This window comes from Hymenobacter terricola (assembly GCF_017921975.2).
Lineage (GTDB): Bacteria > Bacteroidota > Bacteroidia > Cytophagales > Hymenobacteraceae > Hymenobacter > Hymenobacter terricola.
In genome coordinates this window covers 40,082-64,604 of sequence record NZ_JAGEMO020000039.1, presented here as the reverse complement: position 1 = coordinate 64,604, position 24,523 = coordinate 40,082, and the positions used below count along the sequence as shown (strand labels likewise).

The window sequence follows — 24,523 nt, the reverse complement described above, 5'->3', positions numbered from 1 at the left end:
GCGAAGTCGAAGCATGACGTTCTTTATTCTTTTAAATAGCTTCCGTATTATCCCAAATGGCTTTTCTAACTTCCAATACCCCGCTTGACGTCGTGAAGCACCTCGTGCTCATCGCGGTGGCGGGCCTGCTGCTCGTGCTGGGCTTTTTCTACGTGTACCTGCCCGTGAGCACCCACCACGGCGAAACCATCACGGTTCCCAAAGTGACGGGGATGAACGTGGCCGACCTGGAGAAATACCTCGACGAGCGCAAGCTGGCCTATTTCGTGGACGACTCCAGCTACAGCCCCAGCATCCGCCCGTTCACGGTGCTGGTGCAGGACCCCGCGCCGGGCGAAAAGGTGAAGGAAGGCCGCAAAATCTACCTGCAGGTGAGCATGAAAAACCCGCCGGTGATTAAGATGCCCAAGCTCACCGATGGCTCGATGAAAAACGCCCAGCTCATCCTCAAGAGCTACGATTTGGTGGTGGGCCAGATTCAGCTGGTGCCCGACCTGGCCCAGAATGCCGTCCTCAAGCAGCTGGTGGGCGGCAAGGAAATCGCGCCCGGCGCGCCCATCGCCAAAGGCACGAAAGTCGACCTCGTGGTGGGCGACGGCCAGGGCAACCAGACCTTCGCCGTGCCCAACCTCGTGAACATGCCCGAGGACGAAGCCATTACCCTGCTGGTAGGCCAGGGCCTGCAAAAAGGCGAAGTATTTGAGCTGCCCGCCGAGGAAGGCCAGGTGGCGGGCACGGTGGTGCGCCAGCGCCCCGTGGCCGGCCCCGATGCCACCATCCGCATGGGCCAGCTGGTCGATATCTGGGTGGCGAAATAGCCGCCGTGCCGAAAACCGGCCCTCCGCACTTTTTTCGCTACCGCCGGCGTTAGGTTCCCAACCCTTCTTTCTATGATGACACCCTTTCGCACGTACCGCCGCCTGCTACTTCCCGCCTTGCTGTTGCTGGCCCGCGTGGCGGCAGCCCAGGCCACGCTGCCGGTTCTGCCCCTGCCGGCAGACCCCGCCCGGGCCAGCTACGCGCCGGGGCCGGCCGTGCACGCGCAGCACCGCACTAACTCGCTCACGCTGCCATTCTTCGACGATTTTACCCTGCCGCTCGAGGGCCCTCCCAAGGTGCAGAACTGGCTGCCCACCGGCGGCACCCTAGTCAGCAACCGACTGTCCCTGATGCCGCTAACCCGCGGCGCGGCCACCCTCGACGGCCTCAAAGCCGATGGCAAGAGCTACAGCGGCTCCGTTAGCACCTTCAACGGTGCCACCGACTCGTTGACCTCGCAGCCCATCGACCTCAGCGGCCTTTCCCCGAACGACCATGTGTACCTGAGCTTTGCCTGGCAGGCGGGCAGCATCGTGGGCGTGCCCAACCGCAGCTTCAGCACCATCCCCGTGCGCCTCGATTTGTATGTGAAAACGAACCTTGGCGACTGGGACCGGGCGTGGTTCTACGCCAGTGTAAACCAGCGCACCGGCTTTCGCCAGCAAGTCATCGACCTGAACCAGGCCAAGTACCTGCACGCGAACTTTCAGTTCATGTTTGTGGCCACCGGCAACCAGTCCAGCAACAGCGACAACTGGGGCGTGGACTACGTGCTGCTGAACCGCGGCCGCAACGCTGGCCTCGCCGATACCACGTTTGTCGACATCGCCACCAGCAGCGGCCTGCTGGGCGGCAACCCATCGGGCGGGCTGCGCAGCCCGTTGCGCCGCTTCACGGCCATGCCGGTGTGGCAGTTCAATGCGGCACCCACTCCCACCAGCGAGCTAACCCCCAACCTGGGCGTGAACATCAACAACCTGACGGGGACCCTGCCCGTGCCCGTGAATGTACTGGGCACGGTGCGCGACCTGGCCTCGGGGGCCCCGCTGGGCACCTGGCTCCAGCGTTCCATCCAGGCCCTGCTCATTCCGCGCCTGACGGCGGTGGCCGGCCCCGCCACCGGCCAGCCCCTGCCCGCCACCGCGACTCCCAAAATCCTGCGCTACACCCTGGCCCTCGATACCCGCGAATCGCCGCCCCGCGTGGCCAACGACACCATTTTCCGCGACGTTGAGTTCAATAATTACTACGCCTACGACGACGGCACGGCGGAAGCCGTGACCCAGCTGCCCACCTACGGCACGGGCCAGGCCAGCTCCTTTGCCTACCGCATCGACCTCAACCGCCCCGATTATGTGCGCTCGCTGCGCCTGTACCCGGTTTATACGGCTTCTGACCAGTTGCCGCGGGCCGTCACCGTCAGCGTCTGGGACGACGTCGCTGGTAAGCCCGGAGCGCAGCCCCGCGCCTCCAAATCGGTGACCATTCCGGGCCCGGCGCAATTTCCTGCGGGCTGGCAGTATTACGAAGTCACCTTTGACCAGCCCGTTGCGGTATCGGGCATTTTTTACGTGGGCTATTCGCAGCCTTCCAGCTCCACCACCCGCGACCTGCACTACGGCCTGGACCTGAACAACTCGTTCCCCGCCGGCTACCTCTGGCGCCACGACAACGTGGGCGTCTGGGACACCATCCCACTCCCCAACCGGCGCGGCGCCCTGATGATGCGCCCCGTGATGACCAACAACGTGGCCACTGCCACCGCCTCTGCCCGGGAGGCCGCAGCCTACAGCCTGTACCCCAACCCGGCGCACGGCACCGTTGCCATTGCCGGGCCAGCCTTTGCCCACGCCACCGTGCTCGACGCGCTGGGCCGCACCGTGTGGGAACAACCAGTTGCCCAGGCCGGCCAGCCCACGCTGGCGCTGCCCATGTTGCCGGCCGGCGTCTACACCGTGCGCCTGACCCTGGCCGATGGCCGCACCGTCGGACGCCGGCTCATGCTGGAATGAGGGCGGGGCTGCAACAACAAAAAGGCCCCTCAGATAATCTGACGGGCCTTTTTGTTGTTGCAGCGTACCGGAATCAGCTGATGAGTGGTTCGACTTTCACCGGCCCACAGGCACGCTATTTAGCGGGCATCAGCACGGTGTCGACTACGTGCGTCACGCCGTTGCTGGAAACCACGTTGGCAGTAGTCACGGTGGCCATGCCGCCTTTGGCGTCCTTCAGCATCACGCTGTCGCCGCTTTTCATCACCGTGAGCGACTCGCCTTCGACGGTGGTCAGCACCTGGCCGTTCTTCAGGTCGGCGGCCATCAGGCGGCCGGGCACGACGTGGTAGGTCAGAATTTTGGTGAGCGTGGGCTTCATTTCCGGCGTTACCAAAGTGTTGACGGTGCCCGCGGGCAGCTTGTCAAACGCCGCATTGGTGGGCGCAAACACGGTGAAAGGACCGGTGCTTTTCAAGGTTTCCACCAAGCCAGCCGATTTCACGGCCGTTACCAGCGTGGTGTGGTCGGCGCTGCCGGCAGCGTTGTCCACAATGTCTTTGTCGGGCGTCATCATCGCGCCGCCCACCATCACCCCGCCGCCCGATGCCGGCATGGAAGTCATTGCATCGGTCGTAGTGGTGGTCATATCGCCTTTGCGGGGCAGGGTTTTGGATTTCATTTTATCGCCGGCGTCCGACTTGCCTTTGACCTTCATTTTGCCGTCATCGGCCATCTTGGTTTTGGTCATCATGCCGTCGGCCGTGGTTTTGGTCTTTTCGGCGTCACTCTTGGTTTTCGTCGCATCCTGAGCGAAAGCGGGCACGCTAATGGCGGCAGTGAGAGCCAAAGCGGCTAGGAATGGTTTCGTGTTCATGGGACTGGGAATTAGAGTGAGAAGAACAGTAATGCCCATCTATACGGCCAAATTGAGCTATTAGATTCGAACTGCCCGTTTCCGACCATACTCCCTCACCATTTCAACACGCTACATCTCAATCTAATACCCGATAAAACGGCTTTCCCATCACCAAAGATGAGCCCTTCTTTGCTGAGCTACTCCCGAAACAGCCGGCCGCCAGCAGCCTTTGGGCCAGTGCCCTTGTCATCGCCTTGTGCTACCGGATTTCTTCACTCGGAGCCACCCAACCGGCAAATAATGTTCTTCCATCCTATCGCAATTATCGCGGGCCAGCTCCTTGGACTAGTCCTGAGCTATGCCGCCACCGGCCAATGGATTAATCCCGACAGGGCCGGGTTCCGGAACTTTGGCCGGCCCAGCAGCCCACCCCGCTCCATGCGCCAGCAGTGGCGGCTCGGCTATTCGGTATCGGTGGCCTTGGTGACTGCCCTGCCTTGCCTGGCCGTGTCATTTTCGCTGTTCAGCGTGGCCTCAACCGGCCTGGCCAGCCTTGGCAGCGCGTACCTCTTCTACGCGCTCACCGCCGACCAGAACCGGGTGCCGGCACGAGCTTACGCGCGGCCACAAAGCAATGGGGCTGCCTCCGGCGCCTTGTGGCCGTGGCCGGATAGAGTCTTGGCCCGGCGGGCCATTCAGGCGTTTCCCGACGTGGAGCCCACCCGGCAGCTGCTGGCCGCCCGGAGTGCCCACGCGGCGAGGGAGTTGCAGCTTCTGCGGCGGCTGGTACTGGGAGCCGGCGCGGCGGTCTACACCGCTTGCCTATTTGCCGCGTGGCACCTATCTTAACACCGTGGACACCAGCTGCCGGCCATAACTGAGAAAACACCGGACCCCTACAGAAGCCCCAGCCAACCGGCCGGGGTTTCTGGGTTTAACTGCCCACCCAGCGTGTGCTAAAGCCAGCTACCAAACGACTACGGCTGAGCCAGCCAGTCCAGCAAAAGCAAAAACCCCCTTCACAAGTTGTAAAGGGGGTTTTTAGTGGCCGCGTTAGGAATAACACCTAAATCTTGTACACTACCCAAAATGCCTCTATACGGGCTCTAATGACGTTTTCTAAAGAGATAATGTCTGTTTTTCCGCTGCCTTGCGCCCCGCTCACATACTTGACACATACTAAGTATGCGTACTTGCCGTATCATTGTGCATTCTCTCTCACCAACGCCCAATGCCAGATGAACGCCTACCTCGCAGCCCGCAACCCCAAAGACGGTTTTGTAACTATCGTAGCGGAGTATTCAAATACTAAGAAGATTAAGAAAGTAGCAACGGGCGTAAAAGTCAATGTGAAGTATTGGGACAATGAAACCCGGCTAGTCAAAGCCAACGGCACCGCCAACGTCACAAAAACCAACGACCAACTGAAATCAGTATTGAAGAATCTGAATGATGCCGTTACTGAGCTATACAAAGCCAACGGCAACGTAATGCCCACCGTCCCCCAATTGAACGAGTATCTAGCCGCTCAGAGCGAGGTTGTAGCCGCCGTAGGCACTGAGGAAACGCTAGTAGCTGAGCTAGGCACCTTCATAGCTGGCAAAACCGATTGGGCACCGGCCACAGTCAAAGCATACAACACGCTCAGCAATCACATTCAAGGCTATCAGAAAGCCAAAAAGGTTACTTGGCTACTCACCACGCTGACCAACGACGAAATAATAAAGTGGCAGCACTGGCTAGTAAAAACCTACAACTTCAATAACGCTACATTGGGCAAGGTGGTGGGCAAGTTCAAAACCTTCTTAACCGATAAACAACCCGCTCAAATCAATCTGAGCAAAGTAAAGCCGCTATTCACACAATCGCCCACACCGCCCGTAGTTCTTCACCAAAACGAAATAGAGGCGCTACGGGCCTTAGACTTGACGAATAACCCGCGTTTAGAAAGAGTAAGGGATTTACAAATAGCTCAAATCTTTAGCGGCTTGCGTTTCTCTGATTTAATCCGGTTAGAATCCCGTCACATTCAGAAAGGACATATTGTAATTAAAATGTGGAAAACCCGCAAACAAAATAAAACAGTCAGAATACCGATGTTTCCCCCGTTCGCAGAAATCGCTGCCAAGTACACTGATACCGAAACCGGGGAATTGCGCTTGCCAGTGCTCAGCAATCAGAAATTCAACGACTATATTAAAGAAGTTGCGCAGCTTGTACCGGAACTATTAAAGCCGATTACTATTGAATTTACAAAAGGCACTGTGACCGATACCAAAGACGTTCCCAAATGGGAAGAAATTAGCAGCCATAGCAGCCGCCGTAGCTTTTGCTCCCTCTGTTTGGATTTGGGCTACTCAGTAAAGGAAACAATGGTTTGGAGCGGCCACAGCACCCTAGCAGCATTCAGCCGCTATATCGGCCTATCTGACTTGAACGAAAACGCCGCCAATGATTTTACCGCACGTTACGCCGCGAAACTTGTGAAATAATTCTAAATTATTTTCAGTCTAGCAAAACCGCCTCTAGCCAACGCTAGGGGCTTTTTTGTGCCGTTTCCTCTCTAGGAATACAATTCCTATTTAAGAAATGTTTGCACATTTTGAAGAATGAATTATAAGTTTTAGGTTTGTTTAATAATTCATCGCACACAGTCTGACATTTTACTTATTTACCAATAGTAACAATTAACATTTATGAAAACCACCACCACGAAAGAAGAAAAGCGCATTACGCTACGCATGAACGCAAAACTGCATGAGAAGCTACAGCAGCATACAGAGGCTAATGATATTACCTATTCGCAGCTAATTCGCCGCCTGCTTAAAGATTACCTAAACTAATTAAACGAACTTATGCCTATCACCACTCTCAGCCCGTTTCTAGAGACAATTTGCCAAAGCAACAAAACGCTAAAAGCTCTTATCCTCAAAAAGCTAAATCAGATTAACGTGAAATAACCTTGCCCTCACCAACTATACTAAATGCTCCAATTCGACACTATCAAAATACTATTCCCGCGCCTACTCATTTCCGACCTAGACACAAAAGCACTCACACAAGCCGTAGACGCAAAAGGAAAGCTAATTTATTATCAACGAAACAGCGCGCCCGGCCTAGTCACAGTGCGAGTAGGCGCTAAAGAAATTGCTTTAGAAATATCCGCTAAGATTCTTAAAGTCGATTACCCTAAACTCATTTCAGCCCGCACTATAGAGCAAGTTCTATTTAACGCGGAAACGCTGCTTCCCTTCACGTTTGACGTTCACGAAGCACTGAGCCAAGCCCACGTCGCAAAGTGTCACCAGACGCAAGATTTAACGCTAAAACAGCTCTTTGCCAATTACGCCGCGCCGCTCACTCAGCTATTCGTAAGCCGCGACTATACGTTAAAGCCTTACAAAGACGAAACGGTAACATTCATTCAGAATACTACGGGCCTAGATGATAAGCACCGCGAATATTTCAAGCTTTACGACAAAGCAAAGGAATACAAACGCGCTACCGATGCCAATACCGCTTACAGGGAGACGCTTTCTAAGCAGGAAAAGGAATTGGTAAGTGAATACTTCGCGGATAAAATGCGAATGGAGACGCAGCTAAACACAAAAAGAAAGTTAAGGCAGTATTTCCCCGATATCCCCAAAGAAATAAAGCTAATGGATATGCTGTTAAGTAAGTCTAACCCACTGCTAACCCAATTTACCGAAATTACCAAACAGATTTACATGGCAATAACCAACCAAACCGAAAGCAAAGCATTGTCTTTTACCGATTCCCTGACTTATGACGATACCCAATTCTTTTACGTTTTGGAAAAGCACGATTTCAATTTAAAGAAAATCGATTACTGGCTCAAGCAAAAGCGCGTAAAGAAACCAACGCAAATACGTCATCGAAAGAAATACGCGGAAATGCTTGCCAGCTACAAAGCATTTGATAGCGATAGCAGCAGCTTTGCCCCGTTGCGCGAATTAAAAGACGCTATAACTATAGGTGCAACGGTATCAAATTTGGAACCTACTATACCAATGGCAAAAGCAACACCCGCAACTCCTATAACTATAGCTACTATGGTATCAAAAATGGAACCTTCACCAACGGCAAAAGAAGTATCAGAGGCAATCAAATTACAAGATGAATTATTTGAAAAAGAGTTAGCCGCTTTGCCAGAACTAGAGGACGGTTGGTTACCGTTTTAAAACGTATTTAAATTGTATCAGAGTCGAATACTGATAGCATTTCCAGTAAAACCCCTCTCCTTTGGATTGGGGCTTTCTTTTGCCTATAACTATAGCTGCTTTGGTATCAAAAATGGAACCTTCAATAACCAGACTCACAAAAAAGAAAAAAGAGTAACCCTCAAATAATCGTTGTAGGTAGGAATGACGTTAGCAGCTTACCAAATGCAGCGCAGCGTAATGCGGGAAGTTGGTAGGCATGACGCTAACGGAAACCTTACCGCCGCTTGAGTTCTCAAAAACCACCAACACCACCAAAACGGTAATGCCGTCTCACAGTCTTACGTTTTACGCAAGCACGAAAAACCCCGCTAACCACTTAGGCTAACGGGGTTCTTTGCTTCTAACGATTGCGGGCGCTGGCTAGTCGTAACTTCTCTAATCCGGCTTTCGTGACCCGCCAACGCGGGCGCTCGTCGGTACCGTAGTTGTCCGCTGGCAGTAGCCCCGTTGCAATCCTATCTAGAATCGTTTTTTCAGACAGTTTCAGCTTCTGAGCGCAATCGTAAACGGTTAGCAGCGTCTCAGCTTCATTAGACGCTACGGCAGCCTTACAGAGCTTAATTAGGCGTTTCTCCATTATGTCCGCTAGGCGGTTGGCGAGTTCGTCATAAAACGACGGGGAAAGTATAATCATACGCAAGTATTTGAATTATTAAATGTTTGAAGATGAATCTTATACGATTCCAAAGCCAAAAAGGTTACTGGCATTCAAACCCCACTTGCATAAGGAATAACTATAAATAAATACAAATAATACTATTTAGTGAAGTATGATGATGAACAGTATTTTACATTCGGGTATTTTCGCAAATCAAAGGATAATTATTTGAAAAGCAAATATTTACTGTTATTCACCCTCTAACAAAAGGCGTTCAGTAGCCTCTTGCGTTGTACTCAATCTTTTTTATACTCACTCAGCACAAAAGAAGTAGCCCCAAAGCTCACCCGCTTACACAGCCCAACGGATTCCGCGCCCGTTTTTAGCCCACAAAACCCCGTTCGCTCCCTTATGGGAGCGCAGAAACAGCTATAGCATACTACTGAGGCAGGTTTTACCTGTTTTCGTCCCGGTTTGTGTCCCGTTTTACGCTCCCTGTCCCGGTTTTCGGCCGCTCAGTAGCCAAACGAATCCAGCGCCCTAGGCTCAGCAGCCGCGAAAGAATCTAGCCGCTCCTAGGCGACGGTGGCAACCTCTCAAGCCCCATACATACTAGACACATACTAGGACAAAGAAAAACCCCCTCTACAAGCTGCAAAGGGGGTTTTTAGTGGCCGCGTTAGGAATCGAACCTAAATCAAGAGCTTCGGAAACTCTCATACTATCCGTTGTACGACGCGGCCGGGTCCGAATAGGACTGCAAAAGTAGCCTCAAAAGCGAGGGCGACCAAATTTGCGGCCAAATTACTCCTCCGTTGGTGGCCGCCTAAAAAACCCAACGAGCATAAATTCAGTTAAGCCAGGAGTGATTCTTTCCAATTTCCACATTATTTTCTCATGAAAAAGAACCTGTACACGGCCGATGCTTCGGCCGTTGGTGGCCGCAGTGGCCGCATCCGTTCCACCACCGGCGTCATCGATCTGGAAATGTCCGTACCCGAAGGCTTGGGCGGTAAAAAGGGAGCTACCAACCCTGAAGAGCTGTTTGCCGCCGGCTATGCTTCGTGCTTTCAGCAGGCGCTGCTCGTCACGGCCCAGCGCGCCGGCGACACCCTTGATAAGGAAAGCTCGGTGCAGTGTTCTGTAACGCTGTTTCAGGAGGGCGAGGGCTACGGTTTGAGCGCCATCCTCGACGTGGATTTGAAGAAGTTTGACGAAGGCAAAACCATTGACATGGTGCGCCAGGCCCACAAAATCTGCCCCTACTCGGTAGGCACCCGCGGCAACATGGACGTGGAACTGCGCGTGATGGGCAAAGCCATTCCAGTGGAAGCCGAAGAAAATGCCGGAGTAGCCGGAAAATAGTTAAAAGTTGAGCGTTAAAAAGGCCCGCCTGGATTACCAGGCGGGCCTTTTTAACGCTCAACTTTTAACTGATGCCTAAGCGGCTGCCAGCACTTCTTTCACGCGGGCAGCGGCATCCTTCAGCAGCACGGCCGAAACCACTTTCAGGCCGCTTTCGTCGATGATGCGAGCGCCTTCTTCGGCGTTGGTGCCTTGCAGGCGCACGATGATGGGCACGCGGATGTCGCCGATGGCTTTGTAAGCCTCCACCACGCCGGCCGCAACCCGGTCGCAGCGCACGATGCCGCCGAAGATGTTAATCAGGATGGCCTTCACGTTCGGGTCCTTCAGGATGATGCGGAAACCCGCTTCCACCGTCTGGGCGTTGGCTCCACCCCCCACGTCGAGGAAGTTGGCGGGTTCGCCACCGCTCAGCTTGATGATGTCCATGGTGGCCATGGCCAGGCCGGCGCCGTTCACCATGCAGCCCACGTTGCCGTCGAGCTTCACGTAGTTCAGGTTGTTCTGGCTGGCTTCCACTTCCAGGGGGTCTTCCTCGTTGATGTCGCGCAGGGCGGCCAGGTCCTTGTGGCGATAGAAGGAGTTTTCATCCAGGCTCACTTTGGCGTCAACGGCCAGAATTTTGTTGTCCGACGTTTTCAGCACCGGGTTGATTTCGAACATGCTGGAATCGGTGTCGTCGTAAGCCTTATAAAGAGCGGTTACGAACTTCACCATTTCCTTCTGCGCCTCGCCTTCCAGGCCCAGGTTGAACGCGATTTTGCGGGCCTGAAAGCCTTGCAGGCCCACCGAAGGGTCCACGTGCTCGTGGTGAATTTTCTCGGGGTGCGACTCGGCCACCTCTTCGATGTCCATGCCGCCCTCGGTGGTGTAGATGATGACGTTTTTGCCCAGGGCACGGTCCAGCAGCACGCTCATGTAGTATTCCTTCGGCTCCGACACGCCGGGGTAGTACACGTCCTGCGCCACCAGCACTTTGTGCACCAGGCGGCCTTCGGGGCCGGTTTGTTTGGTGACGAGCTGCATGCCGAGGATGTTGCCGGCAATTTCTTTCACCTGGTCCAGGTTTTTGGCCAGCTTCACTCCGCCCCCTTTGCCCCGGCCCCCGGCGTGAATTTGCGCCTTGATAACGTACCAGCTGGTGCCGGTTTCGGCGGTGAGCTTTTCGGCGGCAGCCACGGCCTCCTCGGGCGTGTTGGCCACGATGCCTTCCTGCACGCGCACGCCGTATTTTTTCAGGATTTCCTTGCCCTGATATTCGTGAATGTTCATAAAAATGAAAAAGGGGTGGATTTAGCTACGCTGACCTTCGGTTGCTGGCGCGAAAGTACGGCGGCCCGGCGTCATTGCGCATACCACCGCGTCAATACCGTCTCGGCGGGCTTGTGCTGGGGCGTGAAATCGGCGTGGCGGCGGGCCGGGCCGTCGGCTTCCAGGCCGGGGTACCACTTCCAGATAAACATGCCCTTGAGCCACGGCAGGCCCCAACAGGCCCGAAAAAGTGCCTCGTAGCAGCGGGCCTGGGTGGCTTCATCGGGCGTGTCGAAGGCGGCCATGCGCTCGGGCCATTCCCAGGGCCGGACGGCGGCATCGGGCGTGGTTTTGTAGCCTACTTCGGTGAAGACCACGGGCTTTTTGATTTTCTTCTGCCAGGCTGCCAGCTTCTGCAAATGCGGCTGCCAACCGCGCAGCAGCGTATCGAGCGGCGGGCTGGTGGCCGTGTTCAGCGGGAAATAAGCCTGAATGCCCACGTAGTCCAGCGCGTCCCAGAACCGGATTTGCTCGTACTCGCCGCTCCAGTTGGCAGCGTAGGTGAGCGGGCCGTGGTACACGCGCCGAATCTGGCGGATGAGCCCGCGCCAGGCCTTTTCGTGGGCTGGCTCGGTGGCGTGCAGCAGCTCAGTGCCGATGCACAGGCCGTCGAGATGGGCCGTTTCGGCCAGCTGGGCATAATGCAGCATGAAGCCGGCGTAGCTGGCAAACCAGGCGTCCCAGTCGGTGTTGTTGGTCATGTTGATGTCGCCGGGCCAGGAATTGTGGCCCCGCACCCACAAGTGGGGCTTCAACAAAGTGCGGATGCCGTGCTGCCGGGCCAGTTGGGCCGTGTACGTCAGCCCAGCGTCGCTTTCGCCCCACATGCCACGCCGGCCGCTGGGCCGCTCCGTATGCACGCGAATAGTCGGCTCGGCGGCTTCGCCCTGCCAGCCAAACGGCATCTGGGCAATCCAGGTGATGTGGTCGCGGACCAGCGGGGCCAGCTCGGTGGCGGTGATGGAGTCGCCGCCCACCCAGCTCACGCCGCGCAGGCGCGTGCTGTCGAAAGGGCTGGCCGGCACTGCCGGGCGGGCGGCTAGCTCGGCTTCCAGCTGGGGGGCGCTGGGGGGCGGCGCACTGCCGCGCAGGTGGCGGGGCCACCACCACAGCGCCAGCAGCGGCACCACGCCCAGCAAGGCCAGCGGCCACCAGCGCCGCCACGAAAAGAAGGAAAGCATCATGAATAATAATTTCCAGTCACCGGCCAAACGGTATCTACGCCAACCGGCTGGCTGCGTATCAGTCGCGGCGCGGCTCCGACGGGATTCTGCGTAGCTTTGCCGCTACGCACCCATTCACGTCTATCGCTGCCCGCCCTTGCTGCAAGCTATTAACATTCACAAGAGCTACAACGCCCTGAACGTGCTCAAGGGCATCGATTTGACGATTGAGAAGTCGGAAATCGTGAGTATTGTCGGCTCCTCGGGGGCGGGCAAGAGCACGCTGCTGCACATTCTGGGCACGCTCGACAGCCCCGACTCGGGCGAGGTACTGTTCGATGGCGAGTCGGTTAGTTCCCTGGGGCGCAACGATTTGGCGCGGTTTCGCAACCGGCACATTGGCTTCATTTTTCAGTTTCACAACCTGCTGCCCGAATTCACGGCCCTCGAAAACGTGTGCCTGCCCGCCTACCTGGCCGGCCGCTCCGAAAAAGAAGTGCGCGTGCGGGCCCGCGAGCTGCTCGGCATGCTGAACATGGAATTTCGGGCCGACCACAAGCCCAGCGAAATGAGCGGCGGCGAGCAGCAGCGCGTGTCCGTGGCCCGCGCCCTGATTAACTCGCCCGAAATCATCTTCGCCGACGAGCCCAGCGGCAACCTCGACACCAAAAATGCCCAGGAACTCCACCAGATTTTCTTTCTGCTGCGCAAAGAGCTGGGCCAGACCTTCGTCATCGTAACGCACAACGACCAGCTGGCCGAAATGGCCGACCGCAAGATTGTGATGCGCGACGGCCATATTCTGGAAGGCGGATAAGGGTTTGGGGTAGCTTAATAAAAAAACGTCATGCTGAGCGGAGCCGAAGCATCTCGCGTGCAGGAGTAAACCCAGTCGATTGGATTGCTACCACACGCGAGATGCTTCGGCTCCGCTCAGCATGACGGCCTTATAATCAGACCTATTATCCTCACGGCGCGGCGACGAACCACAAGTCCCCGGAATCCAGCAAATCGTGGCCTTCGGCGTGGCCGCGGGTGGCGTTGTCGCCGGCGTAGTAGTAGAGCGGGTGGCCTTTGTAGGTGAGCTGCTCGCGGGTAGCGGTGGTGGTGCCGTAGGGGCCGGTGGTGGTGCTGGGGTCGCGGGTGATGGTGGCGAAGTCGCTGGCGTGCAGCGTGGAGGGCACGGCCGGCACACTCATGTACAGCGCGGGCCAGATGGCGGCGCAACCGCCCGTGCAGTTGGTGGGCTGCGTAGCGGGGCTGGTATTGTCCTTGGCAAAAAAGTACAGCGTGCGGCCCTGCGTGTCCACCAGGTAGGTTTTATTGGCCACCACGTGGGTGGCTTTGTCTTCGACTAGCTTACTGGCCAGCACCACGCCGTAGCCGGGATTGACGACGTGCCAGATGCCGCCGATGGCGTTGCCGCCAGTGACGCCGGGAGCCTCACGGGTGTACACGCCGGCAGCGGCCGGGGCGTAGTAGTAGAGCGGCCAGCCTTTGTAAGTGGTTTGCGGGCGGCCATCGGTGGTGGTTTTGGTGGCGAAATCCTCGGCTTTCAGGGCTTTGGGCACTTTGAGGCTGGCTTCGTAGTACACGGGCCAGAGGGGGCTGCAGGTGGCGCTGGTGCAGGCATTGGTGCCGTCCACGTCGCGGGCGAAAAAGTAGAGGGTCTTGCCATTGGCATCGGTGAGGTAGGGGCCGAGGGTGGCGGAGGTGGCCACTTTCACGGTGGCCACGGCGTCCTGGTCGTCGGCGGGAGCGGTGGTAGAGTCTTTTTTGCAGCTCACGACGCTCAGGCTCAGGGAGCCGAGGAGCGCGAGGCCCAGCCCAAGGGCGCGGAAGCGCGACAGGAGGGAATTGGCTGATTTGGTCATGACAGGGAATCTTTAGCTTTAGAAAAGAAGGAAATGGCTTGCCTGGGTGGCCAAAAACTGGGCACAGCAAGGCCTGAACCGCCCGGAAGCCGGGCGGGGGTAAGGAGCTTCGCAGCGGCGAAACCAGCATGAAAAAGGGACGGCGTAAACGGTCAGCCGGTAATGAGCAAGCAGCGGAAGTCGGCGCCGACCTCCCACCGCCCGGCCACGAGCCGGCCAGAGCAACAAACTGCGGTGCCGGTCGCGAACCGGGCTAGCGCATCTGCGTCAGGGATACAAACCTGTACTCGGAGGAAGGCGAAAAAAGGTTGTTTCGCGTCATTAAAAAACCTGTGCCGGCCGGGTGGCTGACCTCCGGACATTTCCCAAACCCGGGGAACCAAATTGCGGCGGCCGCTTTATAAACTCCTCACTTTGCTAAAAACCCATCATCCCAACCTAATTAGCTTTAGTAAAAACCGAACAAATTTTACTATTGCTGATAAACACCTGAAATACAGCAATAAAATTTACTAATATTTCTGGCTTTTCTGGCACGTTTCTTTCTATCTTTGGGTTATAGACCCGAACATCAGTTGGACACATTAAAAAAAAAGCACCGCCATGAACGAGGCCCCCAAAACCACCAAGGACATTACCAAAAAAGTTAAAGCCGAGAGCTACGACATTGCGCGCTCCGACGAAACACTGGACCTGGCGAAGGACCTCGCCAAGTTCATTAAGGAAAACAAGCTCACCACCAACGTCCAGGGCAAGGAGTTTGTGAACGTGGAAGGCTGGCAGTACGCCGGCTCGCGCCTGGGCATCGTGCCCATCGTGGAGCACGTCATCAACGTGAGCAGCGCCGAGGAAATGAAGTACCAGGCCAAGGTGACGCTGTTTGACCTGCGTCACGGCGCTACGGTGGGCGCCGGTTTCGCCGTGTGCTCGAACAAGGAGAGCGGCAAGAAATTCTACCAGGAATTTGCCATCATGAGCATGGCCCAGACCCGCGCCATCGGCAAAGCCTACCGCAACTGCCTGGCCTGGATTATCCGCGCCGCCGGCTACGAGCCTACGCCCGCCGAGGAAATGGACTACAACACCAACACGCCTGTTGCGGCTCCCGCTCCGGCCGTTGCAGTGGCCCAGGCCGTGCCCGCCATGCAGGTAGTGCCCGCCGAGGCACCAGCCGTGGCGGCGGAAGCCGCTGCTGCCCCCGTGCAATACGCCACGGCTTCGCAGAAGGAGGAAATCATCCGCCTGCTGAACCACCCGGTCATCACCCGCCCCGAGAAAACCAAGATGCTGCTCAACATCAACCGCCTCGATGAGGAGCGCGCCATTCAGGCCATCGCCAAGCTGCGCAAAGCCATCGACGACCGTGAGAACGGCGAGAAAGCCGCCGCTTAATCCTTTTTCTTTCACATTTCTGCCCGCCCGGTGCCGTAAGGTACCGGGCTTTTTTTGTTGACGGATTAGAAATCCACCGTTTTCGTAAACGAGTAAGGCTTGCCTTAGAACGCAACATCAAACCGGCCCGATTTGACGGAGATGGTACCGCCGCTTCGGTCCAGCGCGGAAAACTCAAAGGTGCCGGCCATCACGCGGGCGACAGTATCAATGCGGGTGAGCGTGATGAGCCCCCCGTGCGTGGACGAGGTATAAAATCCGCCCGAACTGCGATTAAGACTGCCGTAGTTGCCCGTGGAGGTTTCAGCCAAGGAGTAGGTGCCTGGCCGAAACGCGTCGCGCAAGGCTAAGTACATCTGCCCCTGTTCGCCATACGCTTTTACGCCGATTTCACGTCGGTAAAAATAGCCCTGCAACGGGGTGACAGGCTGAAAAACGTTGTGGCTGGGCGTAGGTATGAATACTTCCCCATCCAAGAGGCAACCAAACGTGTTTTTCCCCTCTTGCGTAGCCTTGGGCAACGGGTTGCCGTCGTCTTTTTTGCAGCTAACCAACAGGACCAGCAAGCAGAACAGCACCTTTTTCATCGCGTTAAGGGAAAGAGCATCGCGGAAAATCCCACCGAACAAACCTACGCTGAGTCACCTTGGGGAGCAAGGCTAAAAAGACCTACATTAGACTTCGTATTTGATAATTTAAGACTGTATATTGTTTTAATTCAACAGGTTATCGTTATAAAAAGGGATATTATTTAGAATGAACCGTGTTGCACTGGCTAGGGTGAACCAGAATAAGAAACATACGCTCCTTTTGGTGAACCGCTGCAAATGGGAATTTTCAGCTTGGCGAATGTACCCGATTATCCAGATTGAGTTTAAGAAACTCGTTCACTTTTCAAAGTTTACGAAACTCGAAGCAGGAATGAGTTTCGTGAACTCCTTAGCTAATGCGCTTTCTGGTTCTTTTCGTTGACGTAATAGACTACTGAATTGCGGTAAGAAGGAAAGCAACTGGTGCATAAAAACGAGGCAGTACCTTCGCCCTATGTCCTCCGCTCCTACCGAAACCTCGCCACTGGCTCTATTGAAGGAGCATTGGGGCCACACGGCGTTCCGGCCGGGGCAGGAGGATATTATCAATTCCGTGCTGGGCGGGCACGATACGCTGGCGCTGCTGCCCACCGGCGGCGGCAAGAGCATCTGCTTCCAGGTGCCGGCCCTGGCGTTGCCCGGCATCTGCATCGTGGTGTCGCCGCTCATTGCGTTGATGAAGGACCAGGTGGACAACCTGCGCAAGCGCGGGCTGAAAGCAGAAGCCATTTACGCGGGCATGAGCCACCAGGAAATCGACCATGCGCTGGATAATTGCGTGTATGGCCGCAACGTGAAATTCCTGTACGTGAGCCCCGAGCGGCTGCTCACGGAGCTGTTCCAGGTGCGGGTGGCAAAGATGAACGTGGGCCTGCTGGCCGTGGACGAAGCCCACTGCCTTTCGCAGTGGGGCTACGATTTCCGGCCGCCGTACCTGCGCATCGCAGAACTGCGGGAGGCCCTGTCGGCGGATGTGCCGGTTATCGCCCTTACGGCCACGGCCACGGCGCAGGTGCAGGCCGATATCGTGGAGAAGCTGAAGTTTCGGCCGGGCGCGGGCGTGTTTCGGCAGAGTTTTGCGCGGCCCAAGCTGTCGTATTCAGTGCTGCATACCGAGGACAAGCTGCGCCGGCTGCTGGAAGTGGTGCGCGGCGTGGGGCCCACCAAAACCGGCATCGTGTACGCCCGCACGCGGCGCCAGACGGAGGACACGGCGGCGTTTTTGCAGCTGCACAAGTTCTCGGCGGCGGCCTACCACGCGGGCCTGCCCTCGGAAAAGCGCACCCAGGTGCAGCAGGACTGGATTGCGGACAAAGTCCGGCTCATCGTGGCCACCAACGCTTTCGGCATGGGCATCGACAAGCCCGACGTGCGCCTCGTGGCCCACCTCGACGCGCCCGATACGCTGGAGGCCTACTACCAGGAAGCCGGCCGCGCCGGGCGCGATGGGCAGTACGCCTTCGCCGTGCTCCTGGCTGGCCCGAACGATGCCGACGAGCTGCGCCGCCGCACCAACCAGGCGTTTCCACCTTTGGATACGGTGCGGCGCGTGTACCAGGCGCTGGCCAACTACTCGCGCACGGCGGTGGGCGGCGGCGAGCTGGCCGCGTTCGACTTCGACTTGCAGCAGTTTGCCGAAACCTACCGCATCAAGGCGGTGGACGCGCACAATTCGCTGAAGATTTTGCAGCGCGAGGGCTTCGTGCAATTGAACGAGGCCGTGAACAGCCCGGCGCGGGTGCACCTGATAATGAACCACCAGGATTTGTACGCCTTCCAGGTGGCCAATGCCCAGCACGATTTGCTGATAAAGGCCCTGCTGCGGCTGCACGGCGGCGAGCTGTTTGCCGATTTCCAGGCCATTTCGGAAAATGCGCTGGCCACGCACCTACGCCGCAGCGTGGTGGAAGTGCGCCAGCAGCTGCGCTACCTGCACACGGCGGGGATTCTGCACTACCAGCCCCGGCAGGAGTCGCCGCAGGCCATGTTCACCACGCCGCGCTTTGATGCGCCCAAGCTGCCCATCGACCAGGTGCGCATGACCGCCGCCCGCGACCTGGCCCGCGCCAAAACCAACGCCGTGGGCCACTACCTGGCCGGCACCCGCTGCCGCCAGATACTGCTGCTCACGTATTTCGACGAAGCCGACCCGGCCCCCTGCGGGGTGTGCGATATTTGCCTGGCGGAGAAAAAAACGGCCCAGGCCACTTCCGAGGCCCCTTCGCTACGCGAGCCGCTGCTGCAACACCTGCGCCAGGCGGCGGCGTCGCCGAGGGAATTGCTGGCCGCGTTTCCGCCTAAGGATGCGGCGGCCATTACCGCCGCCGTGCGCGAAATGGTGGACCGGGGCGAGCTGGCCTACGCGGCCGATGGGCGGCTGGTGGTGGCGTGACCTCACACTTTGGCCGTTGCGTGCTGCCGGATTTCCTCCTCAATCAGCTCTTTATAGGGGTAGAAATCGACCTGCATGGTGTGGCGCGGGGACGGGCCGTAGCGGCGGGACAGAGCGGCTTTGTCGGCGGCAATGCTTTGGCGCATGGCGGCGGGCGACGGCAGTTGGCACTGGCCGGTGAGCAGCTGGGCCACCCATTTGGCCTGAATTTCGGCCAGGGGCATGATGGCTCCCAGCGGCTGAATGAAGGCCAGAAAATAGAGGCCGGGGTGGTCGGGGTGCACCACGCGGCGGTACAGTTCCAGATTATTTTGGGCCTCCACGTTGAGGAAATCGGGGGCGAAGAAGGGGAACGAGACTTTATAGCCGGTGGCGTAGATGAGCAGGTCGGCGGGCAGGGTGCTGCCGTCTTCGAACAGGATTTTATCGCCTTGCAGCTCCCGGATGTTGGGCTTGAACTGGATGAGGCCACGGCCGGCCAGGTTCAGCAAATCCTGCGAGAGCGTGGGGTGCTCCATGAGCAGGGCGCGCTGGGGGCGCGGCACGCCGTACTGCTCCTGGTTGCCGTGGGCCAGCCAGAGGGCAGCTTTCAGCACGAGGCGTTGGAGGGCCAGGGGGAGCTTGCTGGTAAAGGGCGAGGCCAGAGAATCGAAGGGCATGCCCCAGAGCCAGTTGGGCAGGATGTGGGCGCCGCTGCGGGTCGAAATGGTGACCTGGCCGCCGTACTGGCGGGCGGCTTCGCAGGCAATGTCGACGGCCGAGTTGCCGATGCCTACGATGACGACGTTGCGGCCCGCCACCTGGTCGGGGGTGCGGTAGAAGTGCGCATGCAGGGTTTCGCCGGTAAAGTGGCCGGGGAAGGGCGGCTCGGGGTAGCGCGGGCTCCAGTGGTGGCCGTTGGCCACGATGACGGCCCGGTAATCGTCCTCGTGCGGGGTGCCGGCGCGGGGCCGGGTGGCCACGCGCCAGGAGCCGTCGGGGTTGGGGCGCACGCCGGTGACTTCGGTGTTGTAGGTAATCAAATCGGCCACGCCGAAGTGACGGGCATACTCTTCGAAATAGCGGATGATGTGCGAATGGTGCGGAAACGTGGGGTACTGCGCGGACATGGGAAAGTCCGAATAGCTCATGATTTCGCGGTTGGTGTTGATGTGCAGCGAGCGGTAGGCCGACGACAGGCCGTTGTCGTTGCCGTAGCGCCAGTTGCCGCCCAGGGCCGAGCCTTTCTCGAAGCAGTCGAAGGGCAGGCCGGCTTCCTTTAGGGCCTTGGCCGCCGTGAGGCCCGTAGAACCCGCGCCAATGAGGCAGATTTTTTCCGCTGCTGACATGGTAGAAAGATAGCCAAAAACGGCCGGCGCCGCAACGCGGCGGCACAACTCCCGACGGAGGTGCCGCCGCGTTGCGGCGCTGGTTTTCGGGGGAACTGCGGCTAGATACCGGCGGCCATGTAGGCCTGGAAGCCGCCCACCAGGTTGCGCACGTTGGTGAAGCCCTGCTGGGTGAGGTAGGCCTTGGCCGAGGCCGAGCGATTGCCGCTCTTGCAGTGCACGATGATTTCCTGGTTCTTCCACTCGTCGATGTCGTCGAGCTTTTCGGGCAGGGAGCTGAGGGGAATGTTTTGCGCGCCGGGCATGCGGGCTTCCTCGTATTCCCAGGGCTCGCGCACGTCGATGATGGTGGGCGTTTCGCCGGCTTGCTGGCGCTGGTGGAGTTCGATGGGGGTGATATCGGCCATGGGGAGTGGGTAAGGAGAAAGATGGGGAATAAGGAGGGCGAAAGTACGGCCGAAGTCTTATTGGTTTGGTAATGGGCGGACAGTCAGCGGCGCACGGCCAAATTCCTATCTTTGCGGTTTACCTCCCCTCTCAATCTTTTTCATGAAACACTTTTTCGCTTCGTTGCTGGTAGCATTGGCGCTTGTGCCCGCAGTGCTGCAGGCCCAAACCGTGCCGCCCATGCCGCCCGCGCCGCCCGCCGGCTTGTCGGGCCAGGCCCTGCGCACCTGGTACATCGACAACTGGTACACCGGCAAGCGCGTGGAGCTGAGCTACGCCACCGCCCGCGGCAAAATGTATAACTACGCCGACAACTACAACAACCTGGTGACCTGCGTGTACTCGGGCTACCAGGAAACGGTGCCCTACAGCGCCACCAACACCAGCACCACCGTGGTCAGCCGCATCAACTGCGAGCACACCGTGCCGCAGTCGTGGTTCAACCAGACGGTGCGCATGCGCTCCGACATGCACCACCTCTACCCCACTTACGACACCTGGAACAACCTGCGCGGCTCGGACCCCTACGCCGAAATCCCCGACGCCACCACCCAGACCTGGATGCGCGGCCTCGTGAGCCAGGCCACCATCCCCACGGCCAACCTGGCCGAGTGGAGCGAGGACACCAACACCCAGTTTGAGCCCCGCGAAGACCACAAGGGCAACGTGGCCCGCTCCATCTTCTACTTCTACACGATGCACGCCAATCAGCCCGACCTGATTGCGACCGGCCACAACAGCATCAGCGCCGTGGCCGACATCAACACGCTCTACGCCTGGCACCTCGCCGACCCGGTGGACGCCCACGAGATTGAGCGCAACAACCGCGTGGCCGCCAGCCAGGGCAACTTCAACCCCTACATTGCCTACCCCGCCAGCGTGGCCGTGGCCTGGGGCCTCGCGCCGCCCGGCCCGGTGTTCAGCTTCGCCGCCACCGGCGGCAGCCTCGTGGAAGGCAACGCCGGCACCAGCACCTACACCTTCACCGTGAACCTGGCCCCGGCTGCCACCACGGCCACCACCGTGCAGGTGAGCCTCGATGCCGCGAACTCGACCGCCACCCTCGGCACCGATTTTGCCTTCACCTCGCCTGCTACCGTGACTTTCCCGGCCGGCAGCACCTCCCAGACGGTGACCGTGACCGTGAACGGCGACACCCAGCCCGAAGCCGACGAAACCGTGGCCCTGACCCTGGCCAGCGCCAGCACCGGCACCAGCGTGGGCAGCCCCGGCACCCACACGCTCACCATCACCAACGACGACGGCCCCGCGCCTACCGTGGCCTTCGCCTCGGCCGGGGGCACCATTCCGGAGGGCAACGCCGGCACCAGCACCTACACCGTGAGCGTGACGGCCGCCGGCACCCTGCCCACCGGCTCCTTCACCGTGCCGGTGAGCGTGGACGTGGCCAACAGCACCGCCACCACGCCTTCGGATTATGTGCTGAACACCACCAGCCTCACCTTCAGCAGCACGGCCCTCACCCAAACCGTGAGCGTGACCGTGAACGGCGACGTGACGTTTGAGCCCAACGAAACGGTGCGCCTGCGCCTGGGCACGCCCTCGAACGCCACCGTCATCGTGGGCCCGCCCAATGCCCACACCCTCACGATTCTGAACGACGACGCGGCCCCGGCCGGCTCGCCCTGCACCAAGCCCTACTTCTCGCAGTACGTGGAGTCGCAGGTGGGCAACACCAAGGTGCTGGAGATTTATAACCCCACCCTGGCGCCCATGCCGCTGGCCGGCAAGCGCGTGGTGCTCTACAACGCGGGCTCGACCACCCCCAACTTCACCCAGGCGCTGACTGGCAGCATTGCCCCCGGCGATGTGTACGTGATTGGCAACAGTACCGTCGTGACCGACGCGGCCACCCAGGCGCAGGTCGATTTGAATTCCAACGTCTGCTACTTCAGCGGGGCGCATTCCATTGCCCTGTTTGATGGCACCGACACGCTCGACGTGATTGGCGTGATTGGCCAGACGCCGCCCACCGGCGGCTGGGTGGTGCCCAACGGCTCGACCACCAACAACACCCTCGTGCGCCAGCCCACCACCAGCCAGGGCGGCCGCTGGAACGGCCCCAACGGCAGCGTGACCTGGAGCGCCGGCGGCGTGGACAACTACGCCGGCGTGGGCAGCTACGTGAGCTCGGCCTGCTTCATCCCCACGGCCACGCGCGCCGCCACCGTGCTGCGCAACGCCCTCGAAATCTACCCCAACCCCGCCACCGAAACCGTGCAGCTGCGCCTGCCCGGCGTGCCCTCTGCCCGCCCCGCCACCGTGGAAGTGCTGGATATGCTGGGCCGCTCCGTGCGCCAGCGCGCCGCCCAGCTCAGCGCCACCGATGCCGTGCAGGTGGACCTGCGCGGCCTGCCCGCCGGCCTCTACGCCATCCGCGTGCTGTGCGCCGAGGTGGAGTACACCGGCCGCGTGGTGGTGCAATAGCGCCGCCGGTCAGGCCCCAGACCTATGAAGTGAAAAGCCCCTGTTCATGCGAACGGGGGCTTTTTCGTGAATAGCGACCTGTTTTTTGTCCCTCCCGGGCTCTCCCAGAACCCGGCAACTCGCCCCCGGACCGACGGGTGTCAGGCAAAGGCGCCGTCCCCCGCCGATGGCCCGTAAGGCCTCATACAAAAGAGCTGGCAAGCCCCTTACGGCTCGTAGGGGGCTCTGCCAACGAGCCGGCACCCTGCCAACGGGCCGTAAGGTGCCCTGCGAGAGGGCCGTCAGGCACCTTACGAGCCGTAGGATGCCTGGCGGCTCTCTCGCAGGGCACCTTACGGCTGGTGGCTACCGGGGCGGCAGCGCCAGCGAGCCGCCCGTCTCAGGCCAGCAGGTCGGCGTACTCGTCGTGGTGGCGCTGCACGAAGCCGGCCATGAAGGTGCAGGTGGTCTTAACTTTCAACTTATTGTCGCGGGCGAAGGCCAGGGCGGTGCGGGCCAGCTCCTCGCCCACGCCCTGGCCGCGCAGGGCCTCGTCCACGAAGGTGTGGGTGAAATCGATGAGGCCCTCGGCGGGGCGGGCGTAGGCGAGCTCGGCTTCGTGGCCGTCGCGGGTGGTGGTGAATTCCTGGTTTTCGGTGTCGTGCTGAATGGCCATGTTGATGCGCGTTGGGGATGGGAGTAAAGTAAGCTCCGCGCTCGGAAATGAACGGCGGCGGCCGAATTGCGTACAGGAAGAGAAAGACGGGCCCGGCCCGTTTGGTTTTACACCTTTTTCTTCTTTCCCCATGGATACGCAAAACCCTCCCCTGCTGCCGGCCGACGATTCCCGCCCCTACGACCAGCAAGACCGCGCCGCCACCGCCAAGCTCAACCCCAACGACCCGGCAGTAGAGGCCGCCAGCCCCAATTACGGCGAATTCGGCGGCGTGCCCGCTTCTGGTCCCCTGGCGGCTACCCACGCCCCGGTGGCCGCCAGTCCCCCCCCCGGCCGGAGCGGCGCCAACGACAACCCCGACGAGTTCAGCGAATTTCGCAACCGCGAGAAGGACGCCCAGAAAGCGCCCGATAACCCGGAGGACCAGCCCGGCCACGTTGAGCAGAACCAGGACCCCGCCGCCGTGCGCGCCGCCCAGCATGCCGACACCGACGAGCAGCGCGCCGCCTGGAGCAAGGACGACCCCCGCTACGCCGGCGGCGGCACCCACAACACCCGCGAAGAGTCCGCCGACAATAAATAATTTGCAGTGAGCAGTTATCAGTGAACAGTGAACAGTGAGCAATTAATAGCTCCTGCTTGCCATCTCCTGATAACTGCTCACTGTTAATTGTTCACTGTTAATTGTTCACTGTTCACTATTAATTGCCCCCATGTCCACAAACCCTAACAACCCCGCCGCCGATGAGCCTTCCGAAGACGGGGCCTCCACTCCCATGCTCGACGCGGCCACCCACGGCCAGCAGCTGGACGACAACAACTCCTCCGGCCAGGAAAAAGCCGACGAGATGGACGACTCCCTCCGCTCCGAAACTCAGGAAATAAACGCGGCCAATGGCCCCGCTCCCGCCTCTTCCGATAACCTCCCCAAGGAGCTCACCGACCCGAGCGACCGCGCCTTCACCCTGCCCGAAGAGCAGAGCTAAGACACGTTAGTAATGTGACAAAGCCCCGGCACTGCGCAGTGCCGGGGCTTTTTTGTAGGGG

The 24,523-nt window shown here is 59.0% G+C and carries 21 protein-coding genes and 1 tRNA gene; 13 read left to right on the top strand and 9 right to left on the bottom strand.

The genetic code is table 11. The features are described 5' to 3' along the window. Nucleotides 1-56: 56 nt before the first annotated feature. Nucleotides 57-818, top strand: coding sequence for a PASTA domain-containing protein (locus J4G38_RS19380; RefSeq protein WP_210518879.1), 762 nt, complete (start codon nucleotides 57-59; stop codon nucleotides 816-818). A gap of 72 nt (nucleotides 819-890) precedes the next feature. Further along, nucleotides 891-2,831: a T9SS type A sorting domain-containing protein gene (locus J4G38_RS19375; protein WP_210518881.1), complete on the top strand. Its 1,941-nt coding sequence runs from the start codon at nucleotides 891-893 to the stop codon at nucleotides 2,829-2,831. Nucleotides 2,832-2,946: 115 nt separating this feature from the next. On the opposite strand, the gene J4G38_RS19370 is transcribed toward J4G38_RS19375, so the two are convergent. Then, a complete protein-coding gene (locus J4G38_RS19370; RefSeq protein WP_226163573.1) occupies nucleotides 2,947-3,459 on the bottom strand; it encodes a fasciclin domain-containing protein in 513 nt (170 codons plus the stop codon). 510 nt (nucleotides 3,460-3,969) lie between these two features. On the opposite strand from J4G38_RS19370, the gene J4G38_RS19365 reads away from it, so the two are divergent. The 4 genes from J4G38_RS19365 (at nucleotide 3,970) to J4G38_RS19350 (ending at nucleotide 7,871) form a co-directional block, all read left to right on the top strand. Next, the gene (locus tag J4G38_RS19365) at nucleotides 3,970-4,518 is read left to right on the top strand and encodes a hypothetical protein (RefSeq protein WP_210518885.1); all 549 of its coding nucleotides are present in this window, start codon (nucleotides 3,970-3,972) and stop codon (nucleotides 4,516-4,518) included. A gap of 389 nt (nucleotides 4,519-4,907) precedes the next feature. Continuing rightward, the gene (locus tag J4G38_RS19360) at nucleotides 4,908-6,161 is read left to right on the top strand and encodes a tyrosine-type recombinase/integrase (RefSeq protein WP_210518887.1); all 1,254 of its coding nucleotides are present in this window, start codon (nucleotides 4,908-4,910) and stop codon (nucleotides 6,159-6,161) included. 204 nt (nucleotides 6,162-6,365) lie between these two features. After that, nucleotides 6,366-6,512: a CopG family antitoxin gene (locus J4G38_RS19355; RefSeq protein ID WP_210518889.1), complete on the top strand. Its 147-nt coding sequence runs from the start codon at nucleotides 6,366-6,368 to the stop codon at nucleotides 6,510-6,512. Nucleotides 6,513-6,653: 141 nt separating this feature from the next. Beyond that, on the top strand, nucleotides 6,654-7,871 hold the full coding sequence (locus J4G38_RS19350; protein ID WP_210518891.1) for a hypothetical protein: 1,218 nt from the start codon (nucleotides 6,654-6,656) through the stop codon (nucleotides 7,869-7,871). 1,311 nt (nucleotides 7,872-9,182) lie between these two features. Here the strand turns inward: J4G38_RS19350 and J4G38_RS19345 are convergent. Further along, nucleotides 9,183-9,254 (bottom strand) — tRNA-Arg (locus J4G38_RS19345). A 154-nt stretch (nucleotides 9,255-9,408) separates the two neighbouring features. On the opposite strand from J4G38_RS19345, the gene J4G38_RS19340 reads away from it, so the two are divergent. Continuing rightward, on the top strand, nucleotides 9,409-9,876 hold the full coding sequence (locus tag J4G38_RS19340) for an Ohr family peroxiredoxin (RefSeq protein WP_210518893.1): 468 nt from the start codon (nucleotides 9,409-9,411) through the stop codon (nucleotides 9,874-9,876). A 75-nt stretch (nucleotides 9,877-9,951) separates the two neighbouring features. Here the strand turns inward: J4G38_RS19340 and sucC are convergent, their stop codons facing one another. Both sucC and J4G38_RS19330 read right to left on the bottom strand, forming a co-directional pair. Further along, nucleotides 9,952-11,148, bottom strand: coding sequence for an ADP-forming succinate--CoA ligase subunit beta (sucC, locus tag J4G38_RS19335; RefSeq protein WP_210518895.1), 1,197 nt, complete (start codon nucleotides 11,146-11,148; stop codon nucleotides 9,952-9,954). Between the two features lie 71 nt (nucleotides 11,149-11,219). After that, the gene (locus J4G38_RS19330; protein WP_210518897.1) at nucleotides 11,220-12,371 is read right to left on the bottom strand and encodes a glycoside hydrolase family 113; all 1,152 of its coding nucleotides are present in this window, start codon (nucleotides 12,369-12,371) and stop codon (nucleotides 11,220-11,222) included. Nucleotides 12,372-12,507: 136 nt separating this feature from the next. Between J4G38_RS19330 and J4G38_RS19325 the strand changes: the two genes are divergently transcribed. Next, nucleotides 12,508-13,167 (top strand): ABC transporter ATP-binding protein, encoded by a 660-nt coding sequence (locus J4G38_RS19325; protein WP_046244990.1) that lies wholly within the window; start codon nucleotides 12,508-12,510, stop codon nucleotides 13,165-13,167. A gap of 151 nt (nucleotides 13,168-13,318) precedes the next feature. On the opposite strand, the gene J4G38_RS19320 is transcribed toward J4G38_RS19325, so the two are convergent. After that, nucleotides 13,319-14,224, bottom strand: coding sequence for a COG4315 family predicted lipoprotein (locus tag J4G38_RS19320; protein WP_210518899.1), 906 nt, complete (start codon nucleotides 14,222-14,224; stop codon nucleotides 13,319-13,321). 603 nt (nucleotides 14,225-14,827) lie between these two features. Between J4G38_RS19320 and J4G38_RS19315 the strand changes: the two genes are divergently transcribed. Continuing rightward, nucleotides 14,828-15,616, top strand: coding sequence for a hypothetical protein (locus J4G38_RS19315; RefSeq protein ID WP_210518901.1), 789 nt, complete (start codon nucleotides 14,828-14,830; stop codon nucleotides 15,614-15,616). A 104-nt stretch (nucleotides 15,617-15,720) separates the two neighbouring features. On the opposite strand, the gene J4G38_RS19310 is transcribed toward J4G38_RS19315, so the two are convergent. Beyond that, a complete protein-coding gene (locus J4G38_RS19310; RefSeq protein ID WP_210518904.1) occupies nucleotides 15,721-16,203 on the bottom strand; it encodes a DUF6252 family protein in 483 nt (160 codons plus the stop codon). A 457-nt stretch (nucleotides 16,204-16,660) separates the two neighbouring features. On the opposite strand from J4G38_RS19310, the gene J4G38_RS19305 reads away from it, so the two are divergent. After that, nucleotides 16,661-18,598: a RecQ family ATP-dependent DNA helicase gene (locus J4G38_RS19305; protein ID WP_210518906.1), complete on the top strand. Its 1,938-nt coding sequence runs from the start codon at nucleotides 16,661-16,663 to the stop codon at nucleotides 18,596-18,598. Between the two features lie 2 nt (nucleotides 18,599-18,600). Here J4G38_RS19305 and J4G38_RS19300 read toward each other — a convergent pair whose 3' ends face one another. Continuing rightward, the gene (locus tag J4G38_RS19300) at nucleotides 18,601-19,926 is read right to left on the bottom strand and encodes an NAD(P)-binding domain-containing protein (protein ID WP_210518908.1); all 1,326 of its coding nucleotides are present in this window, start codon (nucleotides 19,924-19,926) and stop codon (nucleotides 18,601-18,603) included. Between the two features lie 101 nt (nucleotides 19,927-20,027). After that, nucleotides 20,028-20,333, bottom strand: coding sequence for a rhodanese-like domain-containing protein (locus tag J4G38_RS19295; RefSeq protein ID WP_210518910.1), 306 nt, complete (start codon nucleotides 20,331-20,333; stop codon nucleotides 20,028-20,030). 142 nt (nucleotides 20,334-20,475) lie between these two features. On the opposite strand from J4G38_RS19295, the gene J4G38_RS19290 reads away from it, so the two are divergent. Continuing rightward, a complete protein-coding gene (locus J4G38_RS19290) occupies nucleotides 20,476-22,821 on the top strand; it encodes an endonuclease (RefSeq protein ID WP_210518911.1) in 2,346 nt (781 codons plus the stop codon). A 379-nt stretch (nucleotides 22,822-23,200) separates the two neighbouring features. Here the strand turns inward: J4G38_RS19290 and J4G38_RS19285 are convergent, their stop codons facing one another. After that, nucleotides 23,201-23,476 carry a GNAT family N-acetyltransferase gene (locus J4G38_RS19285; protein WP_210518912.1) on the bottom strand — a complete coding sequence of 92 codons (276 nt, stop codon included), beginning with the start codon at nucleotides 23,474-23,476 and terminating at the stop codon, nucleotides 23,201-23,203. 130 nt (nucleotides 23,477-23,606) lie between these two features. Here J4G38_RS19285 and J4G38_RS19280 point away from each other — a divergent pair, with 130 nt between their 5' ends. Both J4G38_RS19280 and J4G38_RS19275 read left to right on the top strand, forming a co-directional pair. Further along, the gene (locus J4G38_RS19280; protein ID WP_210518913.1) at nucleotides 23,607-24,059 is read left to right on the top strand and encodes a hypothetical protein; all 453 of its coding nucleotides are present in this window, start codon (nucleotides 23,607-23,609) and stop codon (nucleotides 24,057-24,059) included. Nucleotides 24,060-24,189: 130 nt separating this feature from the next. Next, nucleotides 24,190-24,462, top strand: coding sequence for a hypothetical protein (locus tag J4G38_RS19275; RefSeq protein WP_210518914.1), 273 nt, complete (start codon nucleotides 24,190-24,192; stop codon nucleotides 24,460-24,462). The last annotated feature ends 61 nt before the right edge of the window (nucleotides 24,463-24,523 follow it).